This window comes from Paenibacillus sp. FSL F4-0097 (assembly GCF_038593125.1).
Classification (GTDB): Bacteria; Bacillota; Bacilli; order Paenibacillales; family Paenibacillaceae; genus Paenibacillus_AQ; species Paenibacillus_AQ odorifer.
In genome coordinates, this window is sequence record NZ_CP151965.1 from 521,307 (window position 1) to 537,370 (window position 16,064).

Genomic DNA, 16,064 nt, shown 5'->3' on the forward strand with positions numbered 1-16,064 from the left:
TTCCGTAGGAAAGCTCGCATCGAAAGCATATGCTGTCATCGGATGTCATCCGCTAATAGCGGTAAAGATCAAGACATCTGATGACAACAGCGGCCGGAAGCACAAACATTCCTCGCAGTTACGAAATTCATCATCGTTTTTCTATTCAGGGCACTAAGATAATTAGCTAGCGCAAGATTCACACTCTTCTATAGTCAAAGCACGGCTACGCACATAATAAGTTGATTTCAAGCCGCCCTTCCAGGCATTCAGATGCAGTTCCAGGAACTCGGTAGCCTTGATGTCAGGACGGACATACAGGTTAAAGCTTTGGCCTTGATCGACGTGACGCTGGCGAGCAGAAGCCATGCGGATCGACCAGTTTTGGTCAATTGTAAATGCTGTCTTATAGTACCAGATCGTTTTATCGGACAGATCCGGTGCTGGGTTAGCGATCTTATAAGTTGTTTTCTCTTCATAGGATAGCAGTTCATACAGCGGATCAATGCTGGCGGTGGAGCCGGCAATAATCGATGTAGATCCATTTGGCGCAATGGCGAACATCCAAGCGTTACGCACGCCGTCCTTAGCTACTTCTTCTTGCAGCTCGCGCCATTGCTCAGTCGTTACATATTTACCTTCTTGCTCACCGCTAACATACCCGCGGGAAGTGAAGTATGCGCCAGTCTCCCAATCGGAGCCAACAAATTTCGGATAACGGCCTTTTTCACGGGCGAGCTCCATGCTCGAACGAACCAACAGGTAGTTGATATGTTCATATAAATGATTGTTATATTCTACGGCTTCATCGGATTCCCAACGAATGCCCTTGAGTGCCAATAGATGATGCAGGCCGAATGTGCCAAGACCTACTGCGCGGTACTGGCTGTTCGTGTATTGTGCCTGCAGAACTTCAATATTATTAATGTCGATTACGTTATCAAGCATACGGACTTGGATCGGAACAAGTCTTTCTAATACGCCAGCTGGAATCGCCCGTGCCAAGTGAATTGAATTCAGGTTGCAGACTACGAAGTCGCCAGGGATTTTGGAAATAACGATCCGGGTCTGGCCATCTTTAGTTACTAATTCTTCTTGTTCAATTACTGTTGCAGACTGATTCTGCATAATTTCTGTGCACAGGTTGGAGGAGAAAACCATACCTTGATGACGGTTTGGGTTGGTCCGGTTCACGGTATCACGGTAGAACATGTACGGTGTACCCGTCTCTAGCTGTGATTTCATAATCCGTTTCATGATGTCGATCGCAGGAACAGTGATCCGGGATAATTCCAGGTTCGCTGTAGCTTCAGCATATTTTTCACGGAAAGTACCTTTGCCAAGCTCTTCATCGTAGAAATCTTCCAATCCTAGTGGACGGCCATTTTTATCAGTCCAGCCCATGACCTTTTTCACTTCATGAGGGCAGAAGAGGTTCCAGTGGCTGCGCGATTCTACAGCTTCCATGAACAGGTCAGGCAGGGAGACCCCGTGGAACACGTCATGTGCACGCATACGCTCGTCACCGTTGTTCAGCTTAAGATCAAGGAAAGCGAGAATATCTTTATGGAATACATCAAGATAAACAGCTACAGCACCCTTACGTGTGCCCAGCTGGTCTACGCTGACTGCTGTATTGTTCAACTGGCGAATCCAAGGGATTACGCCGGAGCTTGTGTTCTTGTGGCCACGGATATCCGAACCACGTGCCCGTACTTTTCCAAGGTAAACGCCGATGCCGCCACCCATTTTGCTTAGACGTGCTACGTCTGTATTGGAGTCAAAGATACCCTCTAGGGAATCGTCTACAGTATCAATAAAGCAGCTGGATAGCTGTCCAGCGACCTTTTTGCCGGCATTAGACATTGTAGGTGTAGCAGCAGTCATGTAGATGTTGCTCATAGCCCAATAAGCTTCTTTTACAAGCTCAAGACGTTTCTCAGCTGGCTCACGGTGCATCAGGTACATGGCAATAATCATATAACGTTCTTGTGGAAGCTCCATCACACGGCCGTCAAAATCATGCGCCAAATAACGGTCGGATAGCGTAAGCAGACCGATATAGTCAAACAAAAGGTCGCGTGTATAATCGATACACCCACCTAGTTCGATAATTTGTTCTTTGGTGTAATGACTTAGAAGTTCTTCGCGATAGATTCCTTTTTTCACGAGATCCGTAATTAGTGGATACAATTCACCGTAAGGCTCTTCTGGATAAGCTTTGTAGCGGCGATGAACGGCAGCTTTTTTATAAAGGGTTGTCAGAAGGGCGCGGGCAGCTGCGAACTTCCAGGTAGGCTCTTCTTTTGTTACAAGCTCTAGAGCGCTCATGGTGAAGGCGTTGCTGATTTCTTCTCCGCTTACCGAGTCACGACGCAGTTTGGAATTCACTCCACGCAGCAAAGTTTCTTTATTTAGTTGATCGAGACCTTCCAGAATACGGTCAGCGTAGACGGAAAGACGGTTCTCATCAAAAGCCAGTTGGCGATTATCCGGTTTTACTACGAATTGCGGCATGGTTAGTTCATCCCTTCTTATTTCAAATTAATTTTCAATATCAAAAATTGATATATTATAGCGCAGCAGGCTGCCACAGAAAGACCTCCGAGCCGTTCATGCTGGCCGGAATGTCGATAATGCGTTGGTTGGAGCTTCCCCGGTAGAGAAGCGTAGTATCTTTCAGTTCTTCTACAAATCTTCCATCTATTAACACCTGACACTGCTTAAGTAGATCCCATTCCGGCGTACCGGGAAGGGCTGTAAGTTCTTCGTACGTATAACCACTGTAAATCCAGATTGAGAAGCCTGGCAGTACAGCGCGAAGCTCATGAATGAACCCCAGCAACTCTTCTGCTGAGAAAAAAGGATCGCCGCCTGCCAGTGTCAGACCATCCAGCAAAGGGTTAGCGGCGATTTCTGCAATAATTTCATGTTGTCGTTCTAAGGTGAAGACTTCTCCATATTTAAAGTTCCATGTCTCGGGATTAAAACATCCCGGGCAACGATGGCGGCAGCCGCTGAGAAAGAGGACGGCCCGCATGCCCTCTCCCTCGTTAATCGACTCCGGATAGTAACCGCAAATATTCATAGATGCTTAACGCGATCCCGTACTTCAGCTTGTTTGGCGGCATTAAAGCGGGTCTGATAGTCGCCGGTTAAATAACCTGTAACTCTGCGCAAACGGCGGATGTGCACGTCATTCTCATGTGCGTTGCAGGAAGGACAGTTTGTCCCAATTACGCCTTCGTATCCACAGCTGGAGCAGCGGTCAATCGGATGGTTAATGCTGAAATAGCTGACCTGTTGTTCGAGCGCATATTTAATGATTTTGATAAAAGCCGATGGGTTGTTGCGGGCATTGCCGTTTAATTCGACATAAGAAATAGCCCCGGCATTGCAATATTCATGGAAAGGAGCTTCCAAGCTGATCTTCTGAGCAGCACCCAGATCGAAGTATACAGGGATGTGAAAAGAGTTCGTATAATATTCACGGTCGGTTACGCCCGGAATGGAACCCAGTACCTTGCGATCAACTTTTGTGAATTTACCGGACAAACCTTCTGCTGGAGTTGCGAACAGAGTGATGTTGAGATCCAGTTCCTCACTTTTCCGATCGCAATAGTCCCGCATATGACGCACAATAGCCAGCGCCTTGGCATGAACTTCCATATCCTCGCCATGGTGTTTGCCGTACATAGCTTTCATACATTCCGCCATACCGATGAAGCCAAGAGACAGACTGCCATGCTTTAGCAGATCGCCTACAGTGTCATCAGGTGCAAGATGCTCGCCGCCTTCCCAGACGCCTTCTCGCATCATGAAATCGGAAGCTTTAGCTTTTTGTGCGGTTTGAATGTGGAACCGATGAAGAAGTCCTTCCAGCGCAATATCCATATAATGATTTAGATCTTCATAGAAGCCAGCTTCGTCTGCGATGGTACGTCTGCCTGTTACTGTGCCGTGTGCCAGACCTAGCCGAACCAGATTCAGTGTATTAAAGGAAAGGTTGCCCTTTCCAGAGCAATGATTACGACCAAAACGGTCACCGAGCACTCGGGTTCGGCAGCCCATTGTAGCGAACTCCGTATCAGGATCACTTGGATCATAATACTGCAAGTTGAGCGGAGCGTCCAGATTAGCGAAGTTTGGATATAGTCTGCGCGCAGAACATTCAGCCGCTTTTAGGAACAGTTCATAGTTAGGATCGCCTTGTTGTTGATTGATTCCTTGCTTGCATTTGAAGATTTGAATCGGGAACACTGGTGTTTCTCCGCTGCCAAGTCCGTTCATAGTTGCTGTTAGCAGAGAACTGATCACAAGCTGACCTTCTGGTGAAGTACAAGTACCGTAGTTGATGCTGGTAAACGGTATTTGTCCACCGGATCGGCTGGACATGGTATTCAGATTATGTACCATACTTTCAGCCGCTTGCAGGGTTTCGATTTCGGTTTCCTTTAGTGCAAAACGGAACGCTCTTGGATATAACTCCGCCAGATCGGTCCGGCTCATCGTAATCTCGCCCAAAGATTCATCAGCTTGTCCTTCTTCAAAATAATCCAGACCCTTGCGGAACAGCTTGGCGAAGGATTTGGTTACATAAGGTGCCAGATCATAGTCGAGTTTATTGGCGGATACACCACCATATTGAGCATTTTGCTGGGATTGGAAAATAATCGCTACCAGAGACATAGCAGTCATTATTGAGTTCGGAGGACGAACGCTGCCGTTGCCGGTATTGAAACCTTCACGGAGAAGTTTATCAAACGGGATAAAAATACAGTTCGTCGTTCCAATCGCGTATTGATCCAGATCATGCACATAGACGACATTGTCATCAATAGCCTGCACTAGCTGCGGCGGCATCGTAAAATTGCGGGCGTACCATTTTGAATATTCACTGCCGAACTTGCTCATTTTACCGGAGAAACTCTCTCCATTCAAATTGGCATTCTCGCGCAATAGGTCCATATCCCGACTGTCGATAATATCCCGGCCTAAATCAATGAGCTCTTCTAAAAGAACTTCCCGTGCATTTTCTACTCCATTAAATTGTCTCTCCAACAACGTCATTGTACAGCTCTCCTCTCAGTATAAAAGAAAAACATCTATCATCAAATCCATATATCCATAGGAAGTTGGACTGCCATAAGCAGTCGTATATTTGTTCTGATTACATAAAAAAAGCATCCCCTACCCGAGGATGGCAGAAAATGCCCGATGCGTTATGTAAATATCCACACGGATATTTGCAGAGGTCTCTACGTAGATGACCGCATGCGGACACCATCCCTGTTCCTCGCAGGCATCAATAGTTGGTGTCGTCGAAACAGGTAGGTCTCCTGGCTTCCGTGGGATCTCTCGGCGCCTTCCCAAGGGTGTTCCTAACCCTCAGTGGCATCTGCCGGGAGATGTGGATTCTCAAGCTTCCCAGAAGCTTAAGAAGGCCATCCGGTTACAGTGGCGGGACCGCAGCGGATTCTCACCGCGCTTCCCTATTAAGCTCTAAATCCGGTTAAGGATCAAAGCGCCTGTCTCCACTATATTTTGTTGTCGTTAGATAAAAATAACCCAAGATGTTGTGTTTGTAAACAGTTTTTTAGAAAACCCGCGCGGGGAGCGGGTTCTTTAAAAGTACTCCACAAATGATCCACAGGCTGTCCATAAGTAATCCACAATTGATCCACAGGGAGATGCGAAATGATTCATAAATTGTCCGAAAAGATGCCACAAAGAGTCCATAAATATAGTGCAGATGACCCTAGAATTTGCGCATGAGAAAATACTCTTAGCCCAAAGTCATATTTTGGAGTAATCAGAAGAAATAGAAGAGATAAGGGAGGATAATCTTGCTTAGTTTGTGACAGAGCGGTGGAATTGTTACAATGGAAGAAGATAGGTACTATAAAATTTCGAGGAGGTATTCTCATGCCTATTGCTGAAGTTACAGTTATTCCAATTGGAACAGGCAGTACCAGTCTTAGCAGCTATGTTGCGGATATGCAGCGGGTGCTGAAGACAGTAGAAGGGATTACATATGAACTTACGTCCATGGGGACGATCATCGAAGGGCCTCTGCAACGCATTTTTGCCGCGGTAGAAGCTTTGCATGAGTCTCCTTTTGCCGCAGGTGCAGAACGTGTCTCTACCTCACTTAAAATAGACGACCGCCGCGATAAACCCTCCACTAGCCGTGGAAAGTTAGAGTCTGTGGAGCGTAAGCTACAGGTGGATTAGCAGTTTAGGAGGGCGGAAAACAGGGAGAAATAGGCTTGCGTTTCTGGCTGAAAGTTGTATAATATTTTTTGTTTGACAGAAAAATCAGCTTTAAGCTGGTGTAGCTCAGGGGTAGAGCAACGCACTCGTAATGCGTAGGCCGGGGGTTCAATTCCCTTCACCAGCATCCCAAAAAACCATACGTGGCGCGGATTTCCGAGGTTTCGGGACCGCGTCATTTTTCATTAAATCCCCTGGCTTCTAACATTCTTCTAAAAGATAAGACATGGCGAAATCGCTAATGAAAACGGTATGACTAGTGGTCACTGTCGAGCAGATGGAAGGCGTGTCGCAAGCTGACAGCAGTCAGAATGAAGGATGGTGGAGGAGGAGCAGCATAAGCTGCTTTTCTCTTGCGGGGGCAGATTGGTTAGATGGTAATTACTATAAAAATAAAAAAAGACACCACAAGGTGTCTTAGTACAGATACTTTTCGCTCGAATTTCACGAGCTCGTCAGTGAACTGAGTTCATAAGCAAGACTGGCTACGGCTAACAGATGAAGAGATAAAGTAATATCAATGTTAAAATGTGCGGTAATATTAATTTTCATAGATAACCACGCTCCTAAAGTATAAATACACATAAAGAAAACTTTATAAAGCGCTTGGCCTGCCATCATCAGTGCCAGGTAGCCATCCTGTACAGACGCCTTAGCGTTTCGACAGTAACATTATACTTAATATTTTGTGTTTTGCAAACCAAAGCCCCCTTAAGACTGAAATAATGAGCAATGTGACAATTATGTCATTCTGAATTGAATATTGTTAGGTTAATCGATGGGGAAGTTTACGTGTCTCCCTTATACTGGAAATTAAATGATTTTATTTCCGAAAGGGGACAATCCACTGATGACTGACGTAATTAAAGCAATAATACTTGGCATAATAGAGGGCTTAACTGAATTTTTACCAGTATCATCTACTGGACACCTTATTTTAGCAGGCGATTTGCTTAGCTTTGAGGGAGATGCTGCAATAACTTTTAAAATTGTTATTCAGTTGGGTGCAGTGATGGCAGTTCTAATTCTTTATTGGAAAAGGTATTTGGAAATTGGGGTTAATATGATTAGAATGGATTTTTCCAAAAGCAAAGGATTAAATGTCATTCATATGATTTTGGCTATGTTACCAGCATTAATCCTATATCTTCTCTTCAAGGACACAATAAAAAGCCAATTATTTGGTCCAACCCCTGTTTTGATCGGTCTAGTTGTTGGTGGGGTGTTGATGATCATTGCAGCGCGGAATAGGCGGACTGAAACCGCTGATACTATCGATGGGATTAATTATAAACAGGCTTTCGGAATTGGTCTGTTCCAATGCTTGGCGTTATGGCCGGGATTTTCGAGATCAGGTTCGACAATTTCAGGTGGCCTGTTGCTTGGCACTAGCCAAAAAGCCGCCGCAGATTTTACATTCCTTATTTCCGTGCCAGTTATGTTTGGTGCAAGCTTGTTGGATTTGTACGATAGTCGTGATTTGCTGAGTTCTGACGATTTACTTCTAATGTTAATTGGCTTTGCGACATCCTTTCTTGTGGCAATGATTGCAGTAGTGACGTTCATCAAACTGATTAAGCGACTTCGATTGGAGTGGTTTGCTCTATACCGGTTTGTTTTAGCAGCTCTCTTCTATTTAATTGTCATACAGTAATTGGATTAGTCAATATGAACATCATGGGAAAGAAGCTTTTAAAAAGGGCTATACATCATATCCTGCACAGATTAAACTAGAGGTTCAAAACAAGGGGAAATCACCAAACAAGACAAAGCTCAAGTAGTCTATGAACTAAGGAATGAATTTTCGGTGAAAGCACTTCTACAGCTAGCCATTATCCCTCGTTTGTTTCTTCTACCATTAATATCACAAAGTGATTTTACAAGTGTTTGGGAATATGAAAAACCCCACCAGTTTAAGGTGGGGCTTTTGCTTACCAAGTATTATAGTTCGACTGATACTTAACTTGTTTATTCTCATAGCTCTCATTGGGGTAATCACGTCTGACAGACTGCAAGTAGCCTGAAATTGCAAATGCTGCAATAAGCCCTCCTATAATTCCTGTGATTAAGCTGAATGTTGAAAATCCGAATGTGGCAACTACTCCAATGGAAGACAATGCTACAAGCAATAGACTGAATATTTTCATCTTTATACACACCTCCATTTTGTATATGTAGTAATTTGAAAATTAAGATTGATACGTTACTATATTTGATCGGTTTCGATAAAAATAATAATATTTCAGCAAATCTTTAGACGGGCTTCATACTTATTTAAGCTAAGAGGATTATAGTAATCACATAACCCCCTTATAAAATAGATCTAGACCCTGCCGAAAGTGGTGGGGTCACTTTTTTGCACAGAGTGCATTTATAAATATGGATTTCTCCTTAAATCTACACAAAGAAGCGCCGCCCCTTTTGGAGACGCCGCTTCTTTATAGTAGATTCTATTCTTTTTGCTCAATTCTTGATTTTGGTGATTTTTTTGGCGGTAACTTGTGCAGGGAATGAATCATCACTTACTTCAAAAAATACTTTAATCTCATCGCTTTTTTTATATTTAGAAGGTGCAACTTTATTTACCCAAATGGCTTGAGAGTACTCATTAGATTCGAGAACCTCCTTGTATTCCTTGTTCAAGTCTTCTTCTTTTAATTCGGAAATTACTAAAATTCTTTTATTTTCTACATCTATTGTATGTACAATTCCTTTCAAAACTTCATCATTCTTACTACAGGCGGTGACTAATAACAAAAAAACAAAAATAAGAGTCCATTTAATAGTAGTACGTGGTTTTTGAATCATGGACCTTCCCCTCTAGTGGTTACGACATTAGTTTAAAATCGGTTGCACAGGCATAGCATTTTGTACATTACCAATATAAGAATAAACAGCAGCATATCCATTATGACGACCTTTATTGATTCCCCTCGCACGCGGCAGTAACAATGTATCCTGAAATGCTTCCTGATGGTTTAGCCAAAAAACCACCATGATTAAACTAATTCGTACTTATAGTCATGTGCAAATTCTTTGAATGTAATGGGTCTTTTACCAAGTAATATTTGTAAATCGGGCGTGATTTTTTTGGCTAATCCAATTTTTGCAGTGAAGTAAATTCCAATCATAACAGTCACAAATTCTTTTTGAATTCCTTTTGTTAACATTTTATCTCTAAACTGAAGAACTGATGGATTAACATATTTGATTGTTTCTCCTAGCTCTTCAGATAAAATTTCAGCTACTTCATAGTAATCTAGCGCTTCAGTTCCCGTTAACGAGTAACCTTTATTTTCATGACCATTCTCAGTTAGGATTCTAGCTGTTACAGTACCGATATCACGAACATCGATAAAGCTAGTCTTGCCTTTTCCTGCGGGTACATAGATCTCCTTTTCTTTACGTAGCTCTTCCCCATGTTGAGAAATTAAGTTTTGCATGAAGAAACTTGGGCGTAAAAAAGTATATGGAATTCCTGATTTTTTAATGATTTTTTCAATTTTATGGTGTGGAACAATTGGGTTTTTCTCTACGCCCAATAGAGATAGAAACACAATGTGTTCAACTCCGACTTCCTTTGCGATATCTATGAGGGGTTGGAAATATTTTTTTGCGTCAGCTATATGAGGAGGGCGCAGTAAAAATAATTTTTTCACTCCTGTTAACGCTGGACGAAAAGAATCAGCATTTTCAAAATCAAAATAAACATACTCACTGTCTTTTCGATGGGAGGCAATTTTAAAAGGTGTTTCACTTTTCCTTAGTTCGTTAACCACTTCACGTCCTACATTACCGGTTGCCCCTGTGATTAGAATCATAAGTCTCACTTCCCTAACTAATATTTAAATAGATTGTTTTAAGCACGTTCATAAACGTGGACATTTCTTGTTCAGAAATATTTTTAAGTGCGTTATCCATGATTTCGTCACTAAGAACTTCTATTTGACTCTTAATTATCATTCCCGAATCTGTAATGAATACAAGATTTGATCGTTTATCATTTGGATTATCTCTAATGTCCAGAAGTCCTTTTGCTTTAAGTCGCTCGAGTATACCCGTTATTGTAGGGCGATCCGAGTAAGTTCGCTCTGCAATCATAGCTGGAGTTGTTCCTTCTAAATGAATAGATATATCTTTTAATACTGCCCATTGAGGAGCTGTTACATTATAAAGTAAAAGTTTTTTTGTTAAGCTTTTTTTCATTTCAAGACTTACTCTTATTAATAACTGTCCTGGGTTGTCCATAAATTAATTCCCCTCTTTATATAGTTTGCACACTAACTACTTGATTAGTATACAAACTATATTCTCCTTTATCAATTTTAATTATTTTATTTGTTTAAATTGTGGGGAGTTACAGGTGAATGTCAATAATATTGATATTTAGAACTTTTGTTTGTATATAATAAAAATGAATGTTCTTATTTTTAGAGGCGATCAATCATGGAAATGAGTATCGACCAAACGGTTGGGATTATTTATCAAGTCAAGGAGAGCAAGATTACACAACGCGAGATCGAGATCCGTGGCATCCGTGACAAACGTCCAACATAAACAAAGGGGATAAATATCATGCGGTGTATAACAATACGGCAGCCTTGGGCGACCTTAATTGCTCTTGGTGAAAAAGAGTTTGAAACTCGTTCATGGAGAACAGCCTACCGCGGCGAGTTAGGCATCCATGCCGGAATGAGGATTGACAAAAAGATTTGTGAACAGGAACCGTACAAATCAGTATTGGCGAAACATGGCTATACAGCGAATAATTTGCCGACAGGAGCTATTATTGCTACAGGTCAGCTCGCGGGATGTTATGTGGTTACTCCAGAGGTGGATTTAAGGGAATGGATCAATGGGAACGAATATGATTTTGGCGACTATAGCGAAGGACGTTTTGCCTGGAAGCTTGAAGAGGTTCACTCACTGCGCCATCCAATTCCAGCCAAAGGTCGGCTAAGCTTGTGGGAGCATTCGGATCACTTCTGAACGGCGAATGATATTTTTAATGTAATTTTTATGTGCCTATCAGCTTTTTTTCAGGTTCGAGGTATATATTGAAGACACCAAACACCCCCCAGTGTTTTGTGGTATATCTCTCTCAGGTCTTGCCAACTCCCATGGTAAGGCCTATTTTTTTGTTCACTAATTGATTGGGGGGAGAGTAGAGCGGCTTCTATACAGCTTTATTTAATCTGATACTGTTCTTCGTAACTCTTAAAAGAGGAAATATCCAGCCCTAGGTATCTGCGCATATGGATGGCAGCCTGAGCCGCAACAATGTCATTCAACAGCAGCATTCGTTCGTGATAGCCACGACATATATACTTGGCTTCAATTCCCGTATTAAGTCTGTTTTGCTCATACACCTTGATTCCCCGTCTTCTCATTTCTGCACGAACATCCCTTAGATCTGTTGTAGCTACTGCAGCAGCTGTTCCAAGCACCTCCAGATAAGGGGCGGGTGTTCGTAAGTGTGTAGATAAAATGGCGGAGTCCCGTTCGAAAGCTGATAAAATCATCGGAAGCAATAAATAAGATTTCACCAGCATGTTGTCCCTGCTTTCTGCTCTATGCATGAATCTCATCACCTCTAATAGGAACGTATATTCGTATTCTACCCCGATATTCCAAAAATAATCAATGGTATTTCTAAACAGCTTATCAAATGTGATTAAATTCACAAGTAAATAACGAAGAATAAATTATATTAAAATTGTAATAATAAAAAATAATGTATCGGACGCACATAAAGGAGAATTATGATGGAAAAAGAGGGCAGCCTCCAGCGTGGATTGTTTTTTGGTTTAATTCTGAGTGTTCCCTTATGGATATCCATATTGGGCTATATACAGTTACTTTAAAATTTAATGAAAAACCTTATGCGAAGCGCCTTTAGGCGCTTTTTTTGTATGGTAATAATGAGGGGGATCATCGAAAGGAATTGATTGACAATTGTGGGTGTCGGGCGCTAAACTGTTATTAATTCAAAAAGTATTAAAAGTCATAGACGGTTATTGGAGAGAATGCTTCGGCTACCAGTTCTGGACTTGCAGTGTAATACATATATATAGTCATGATAATAGCAAACCGTCTGAAAGGGCGGGACGCAAAGTCCAGGAGTCTAAAGTGTCTTAAAGGCACAATGACCGTCCGACTGCCATGAGAAGGGAATTCCACTTCTTTTTGGCGGTCTTTTTTGTTGTTAGGTCCTTTAGAGTTTCTGGTAATTATTCTGATTAATATAAATCATAGTTTTAGGAGGTGTGCCATTTGAAAAGAAGAATAAGACCGTTACTCTCGCTTGTATTAGCTGGGATTTTGACGGTAGGTAGTGGGCTTTCCTCATTAGGAGCTGGAGTTGCTGGAGCTAGTAGTTCTTCTACATTGGGAATTGCAGGGGTCTACAACGTGTTTATTCTAGGGGATATAACAACGGTTTCGGATACGGAAGGAAGGTTTGCTGCTGGAGGTAACGTTAACTTAACCAACTATAGTGTTGGAGATAGGTTGACCGCTGCTGAGGTTTCCTTGACTGACACACTTGTTGTTGGAGGGAATCTTACTTTCAACGGAGGTACTGTTTATGGGAATATCGTGCACGGGGGAGATTTTTCAGGGAATGTAACGCTCCTCAAGGGAGGTACAAAAAGACAGGGGAGTACGATTGACTTTTCAGCCGTAGGTCAGTCTTTGAAGGACAAATCAGCAGAACTTGCAGCATTGCCGGCGAATGGAACAACAGTGTACCAATATGGCAGTCTTACCCTGACAGGTACAGATCCTGCGGTCAATGTTTTTAATGTTCCAGGAGATAACGTCTCTAATACCTATGGAATTACAATAAATGTTCCTTCAGGATCTACAGCAATTATTAATATTGATGGTTCTAACGTAAAAATGAAAAACTTCGGATTTCTACCTAATAACGTGTTGAATAGCAAGAAAATTTTGCTTAACTTTAGCCAAGCTGCGTATCTGGATATGGCAGGCATAGGTGTAATGGGAAGCATACTTGCCCCCTATGCTCATGTTGATTTTATTAATGGTCAGATTAACGGTACTTTAGTGGCGGCTTCACTCAAAGGGACTGGTGGTGGTGAATTTCACCACTATCCATACGATGGTGATGAACCTGGACCAACGCCGACACCAACGCCAACAGTGACACCAACGCCAACGCCAACAGTGACGCCAACGCCAACGCCGACAGTGACACCAACGCCAACGCCGACAGTGACACCAACGCCGACGCCAACACCAACACCAACACCAACGCCGACGCCAACAGTGACGCCGACGCCGACACCGACACCAACACCGACGCCAATACCAACGCCGACGCCAACAGTGACACCGACGCCGACAGTGACACCAACACCGACGCCAACACCAACGCCGACGCCAACAGTGACACCGACGCCGACACCGACACCAACACCGACGCCAATACCAACGCCGACGCCAACAGTGACACCGACGCCGACAGTGACACCAACGCCGACGCCAACAGTGACGCCGACACCAACACCAACGCCGACGCCAACAGTGACGCCGACGCCGACACCGACACCAACACCGACGCCAACAGTGACACCGACGCCGACAGTGACACCAACACCGACGCCGACAGTGACACCAACGCCGACAGTGACACCAACACCGACGCCGACAGTGACACCAACGCCGACGCCAACGCCAACAGTGACACCAACGCCGACGCCGACGCCAACGCCGACAGTGACGCCAACGCCGACACCAACACCGACGCCGACGCCAACAGTGACGCCGACGCCAACACCAATACCGACGCCGACGCCAACAGTGACACCGACGCTAACACCGACGCCAACGCCGACAGTGACACCAACGCCGACGCCAACGCCAACACCAACGCCGACGCCAACAGTGACGCCGACACCAACGCCAACGCCTGAAGCAACACCGACACCGACAGTAACACCAGAAGCAACACCGACACCGACGGTAACGCCAGAGGTAACACCGACACCGACGGTAACGCCTGAAGCAACACCGACACCGACAGTAACACCAGAAGCAACACCGACACCGACGGTAACGCCAGAGGTAACACCAACTCCAGAGGTAACACCAACGTCGACACCAGAGACTTCGGTGTTCCCGACACCAACGCCATCATCCGTAATTGGCACTATAGTTCTTGCAGAAGATCCTGTGCCGCTTGGGCCTGTAGCTTCGCCGACACCAGCGCCAGTACCAACACCGTCGAATAGCACAGAAGTACTTGTTGATGATGATGAGATCCCATTAGGTCCGGTACCGGCAGTGACACCAACGCCAACGCCAACACCTGATGAAATCATCGTAGTGGACGATACGATCCCATTAGGTAAGCCACCTGTGAAGGAATTGCCAAAAACGGGTGAATCAAGTCCTGCACCTTACTATGTAGCAGGTTTAGGTTTTGCACTTATCGGATTATTAATGAGAACCAAGTTCTCCAAAAAGAATAAATAATAAACGGTAGAGCACAACATAGAGTCGCTTTCGGGGGGTGTCCCGATGGCGGCTCTATTTGTATGTCATGATTGCGATAGTTTGGTGCATTCTAAGTAGATGGTATACTCTTGTTGCAAAAGAAATGAAGAGGGGATGGCGAAGGCGAATTGATATGGTTCATTATTAGCGCTGTAATCATCATAGGGATTCTAATCTATGTGGGATTTTTCTTCTATGGTATTGCTATTAAACGAGCACCAAAGGTATTTCTAAGTAATAATCCTAATCTGAAGGCTGATCCTCCGGTTGCCGGAGCTTCTTGGGGGGAGGGGAAAGATTGGGTCTCTCGCCAGAGCTTCGAGAATATTGAGATCATATCTGCAGATGGACTTAAACTAAGAGGTTTCTTACTCCAATCTAATCGTGCTGCGGGACGCACAGCCATTCTAGCCCACGGTTATTCAGGTAAAGCAAAGGATATGGGGGCGTACGCCAAAATCTACTACGAGAACTTAGGCTTTAACATCCTAATTCCCGATGCAAGGGGGCATGGAGATAGCGCAGGGGATTACATTGGTTTTGGTTGGCCGGAACGAAAAGATTATTTGCAATGGATTGAATACATGATTAAAAAGACTGGGTCTAGTGCTCAAATTGTGCTTCACGGTGTTTCTATGGGCGGTGCTACAGTGCTAATGACCTCAGGGGAAGATCTTCCGCCGCAGGTAAAAGCTATTGTTGCGGACTGCGCTTATACCTCAGTAAAAGCACAATTATCTTACCAACTACGACGCATGTATCGTTTGCCAAGTTTCCCTTTCGTTCAAAGTGCAAGTCTAATCACCCGCTTGAAGGCGGGGTATGGTTTTGGTGAAGCCTCTACATTAAAACAAGTGCGGAAAGCGAAGGTTCCGATTCTTTTTATTCATGGGGATGCGGATAACTTTGTACCTTTTGCTATGATGAATGAATTGTATGAGGCATGCCAGAGTCCAAAAGAGAGGCTCATAGTGCCGCAAGCGGGGCATGGATTGTCTTATGATACGGATAAGGCGGGGTATATAGATGTAGTAACAGCTTTTGTAAGCCGATATGTAAAATAAGTCCTGAACGTAGACAGCGCCCGATATCCGCTAGGTAGCGGTTATCGGGCGCCTATATTTTTCCACACATGACGTAGTCCTTGAATAAGGATCGTACCGTCATGCTTTCTCGTTATATTCATCCCCCGCCGTTCGTGAATAACGGGTGTCTTGATTCCTTGTTATTTCCAGCAGCCGTGTGGCGAGAATAATCCTTCCAATACGACAAAAGCCCTACCTCTCTTTTGC

General features: G+C 43.9%; 13 protein-coding genes, 1 tRNA gene and 2 riboswitches. Of the genes, 6 read left to right on the plus strand and 8 right to left on the minus strand.

The genetic code is table 11. The annotated features are described in order from the left end of the window. Positions 1–162 precede the first annotated feature (162 nt). From MHH86_RS02305 to MHH86_RS02315, 3 genes are read right to left on the minus strand one after another with little or no spacing between them, the layout of a single operon-like run. The gene (locus MHH86_RS02305; RefSeq protein WP_076101340.1) at positions 163–2,496 is read right to left on the minus strand and encodes a ribonucleoside-diphosphate reductase subunit alpha; all 2,334 of its coding nucleotides are present in this window, start codon (positions 2,494–2,496) and stop codon (positions 163–165) included. Positions 2,497–2,551: 55 nt separating this feature from the next. Next, entirely contained in the window at positions 2,552–3,067 is a 516-nt protein-coding gene (nrdG, locus tag MHH86_RS02310) for an anaerobic ribonucleoside-triphosphate reductase activating protein (protein WP_036682580.1), read from the minus strand. Beyond that, on the minus strand, positions 3,064–5,049 hold the full coding sequence (locus MHH86_RS02315) for an anaerobic ribonucleoside triphosphate reductase (RefSeq protein ID WP_036682578.1): 1,986 nt from the start codon (positions 5,047–5,049) through the stop codon (positions 3,064–3,066). Before MHH86_RS02315 ends, nrdG begins: the two co-directional genes overlap by 4 nt. Before the next feature lie 241 nt (positions 5,050–5,290). After that, a riboswitch (cobalamin riboswitch) is annotated at positions 5,291–5,526 on the minus strand. A 378-nt stretch (positions 5,527–5,904) separates the two neighbouring features. Between MHH86_RS02315 and MHH86_RS02320 the strand changes: the two genes are divergently transcribed. From MHH86_RS02320 to MHH86_RS02330, 3 genes are all read left to right on the plus strand, one after another. Beyond that, a complete protein-coding gene (locus MHH86_RS02320) occupies positions 5,905–6,213 on the plus strand; it encodes an MTH1187 family thiamine-binding protein (protein ID WP_036682575.1) in 309 nt (102 codons plus the stop codon). A 94-nt stretch (positions 6,214–6,307) separates the two neighbouring features. Next, a tRNA-Thr gene (locus MHH86_RS02325) sits at positions 6,308–6,379 on the plus strand. A 723-nt stretch (positions 6,380–7,102) separates the two neighbouring features. Further along, positions 7,103–7,906 carry an undecaprenyl-diphosphate phosphatase gene (locus tag MHH86_RS02330; RefSeq protein ID WP_038568497.1) on the plus strand — a complete coding sequence of 268 codons (804 nt, stop codon included), beginning with the start codon at positions 7,103–7,105 and terminating at the stop codon, positions 7,904–7,906. A 277-nt stretch (positions 7,907–8,183) separates the two neighbouring features. On the opposite strand, the gene MHH86_RS02335 is transcribed toward MHH86_RS02330, so the two are convergent. From MHH86_RS02335 to MHH86_RS02350, 4 genes are all read right to left on the minus strand, one after another. Then, on the minus strand, positions 8,184–8,399 hold the full coding sequence (locus MHH86_RS02335) for a hypothetical protein (protein ID WP_036682571.1): 216 nt from the start codon (positions 8,397–8,399) through the stop codon (positions 8,184–8,186). Between the two features lie 316 nt (positions 8,400–8,715). Beyond that, entirely contained in the window at positions 8,716–9,060 is a 345-nt protein-coding gene (locus MHH86_RS02340) for a DUF3221 domain-containing protein (RefSeq protein WP_076147388.1), read from the minus strand. Positions 9,061–9,251: 191 nt separating this feature from the next. After that, positions 9,252–10,073, minus strand: a complete 822-nt coding sequence (locus tag MHH86_RS02345) for an SDR family oxidoreductase (RefSeq protein ID WP_036682566.1) — start codon at positions 10,071–10,073, stop codon at positions 9,252–9,254. A gap of 13 nt (positions 10,074–10,086) precedes the next feature. Beyond that, positions 10,087–10,500, minus strand: a complete 414-nt coding sequence (locus MHH86_RS02350; protein ID WP_036682564.1) for a MarR family transcriptional regulator — start codon at positions 10,498–10,500, stop codon at positions 10,087–10,089. Between the two features lie 327 nt (positions 10,501–10,827). On the opposite strand from MHH86_RS02350, the gene MHH86_RS02355 reads away from it, so the two are divergent. Further along, the gene (locus MHH86_RS02355) at positions 10,828–11,241 is read left to right on the plus strand and encodes an ASCH domain-containing protein (RefSeq protein WP_076101343.1); all 414 of its coding nucleotides are present in this window, start codon (positions 10,828–10,830) and stop codon (positions 11,239–11,241) included. A 197-nt stretch (positions 11,242–11,438) separates the two neighbouring features. Here the strand turns inward: MHH86_RS02355 and MHH86_RS02360 are convergent, their stop codons facing one another. Beyond that, positions 11,439–11,936: a hypothetical protein gene (locus tag MHH86_RS02360; RefSeq protein WP_143758698.1), complete on the minus strand. Its 498-nt coding sequence runs from the start codon at positions 11,934–11,936 to the stop codon at positions 11,439–11,441. 390 nt (positions 11,937–12,326) lie between these two features. Next, positions 12,327–12,417: riboswitch (cyclic di-GMP riboswitch) on the plus strand. A 108-nt stretch (positions 12,418–12,525) separates the two neighbouring features. On the opposite strand from MHH86_RS02360, the gene MHH86_RS02365 reads away from it, so the two are divergent. Next, complete coding sequence (locus MHH86_RS02365) at positions 12,526–14,751, plus strand: choice-of-anchor A family protein (RefSeq protein ID WP_342479624.1); 2,226 nt, start codon at positions 12,526–12,528, stop codon at positions 14,749–14,751. Positions 14,752–14,900: 149 nt separating this feature from the next. After that, entirely contained in the window at positions 14,901–15,836 is a 936-nt protein-coding gene (locus MHH86_RS02370) for an alpha/beta hydrolase (RefSeq protein ID WP_339211242.1), read from the plus strand. Positions 15,837–16,064: the final 228 nt, after the last annotated feature.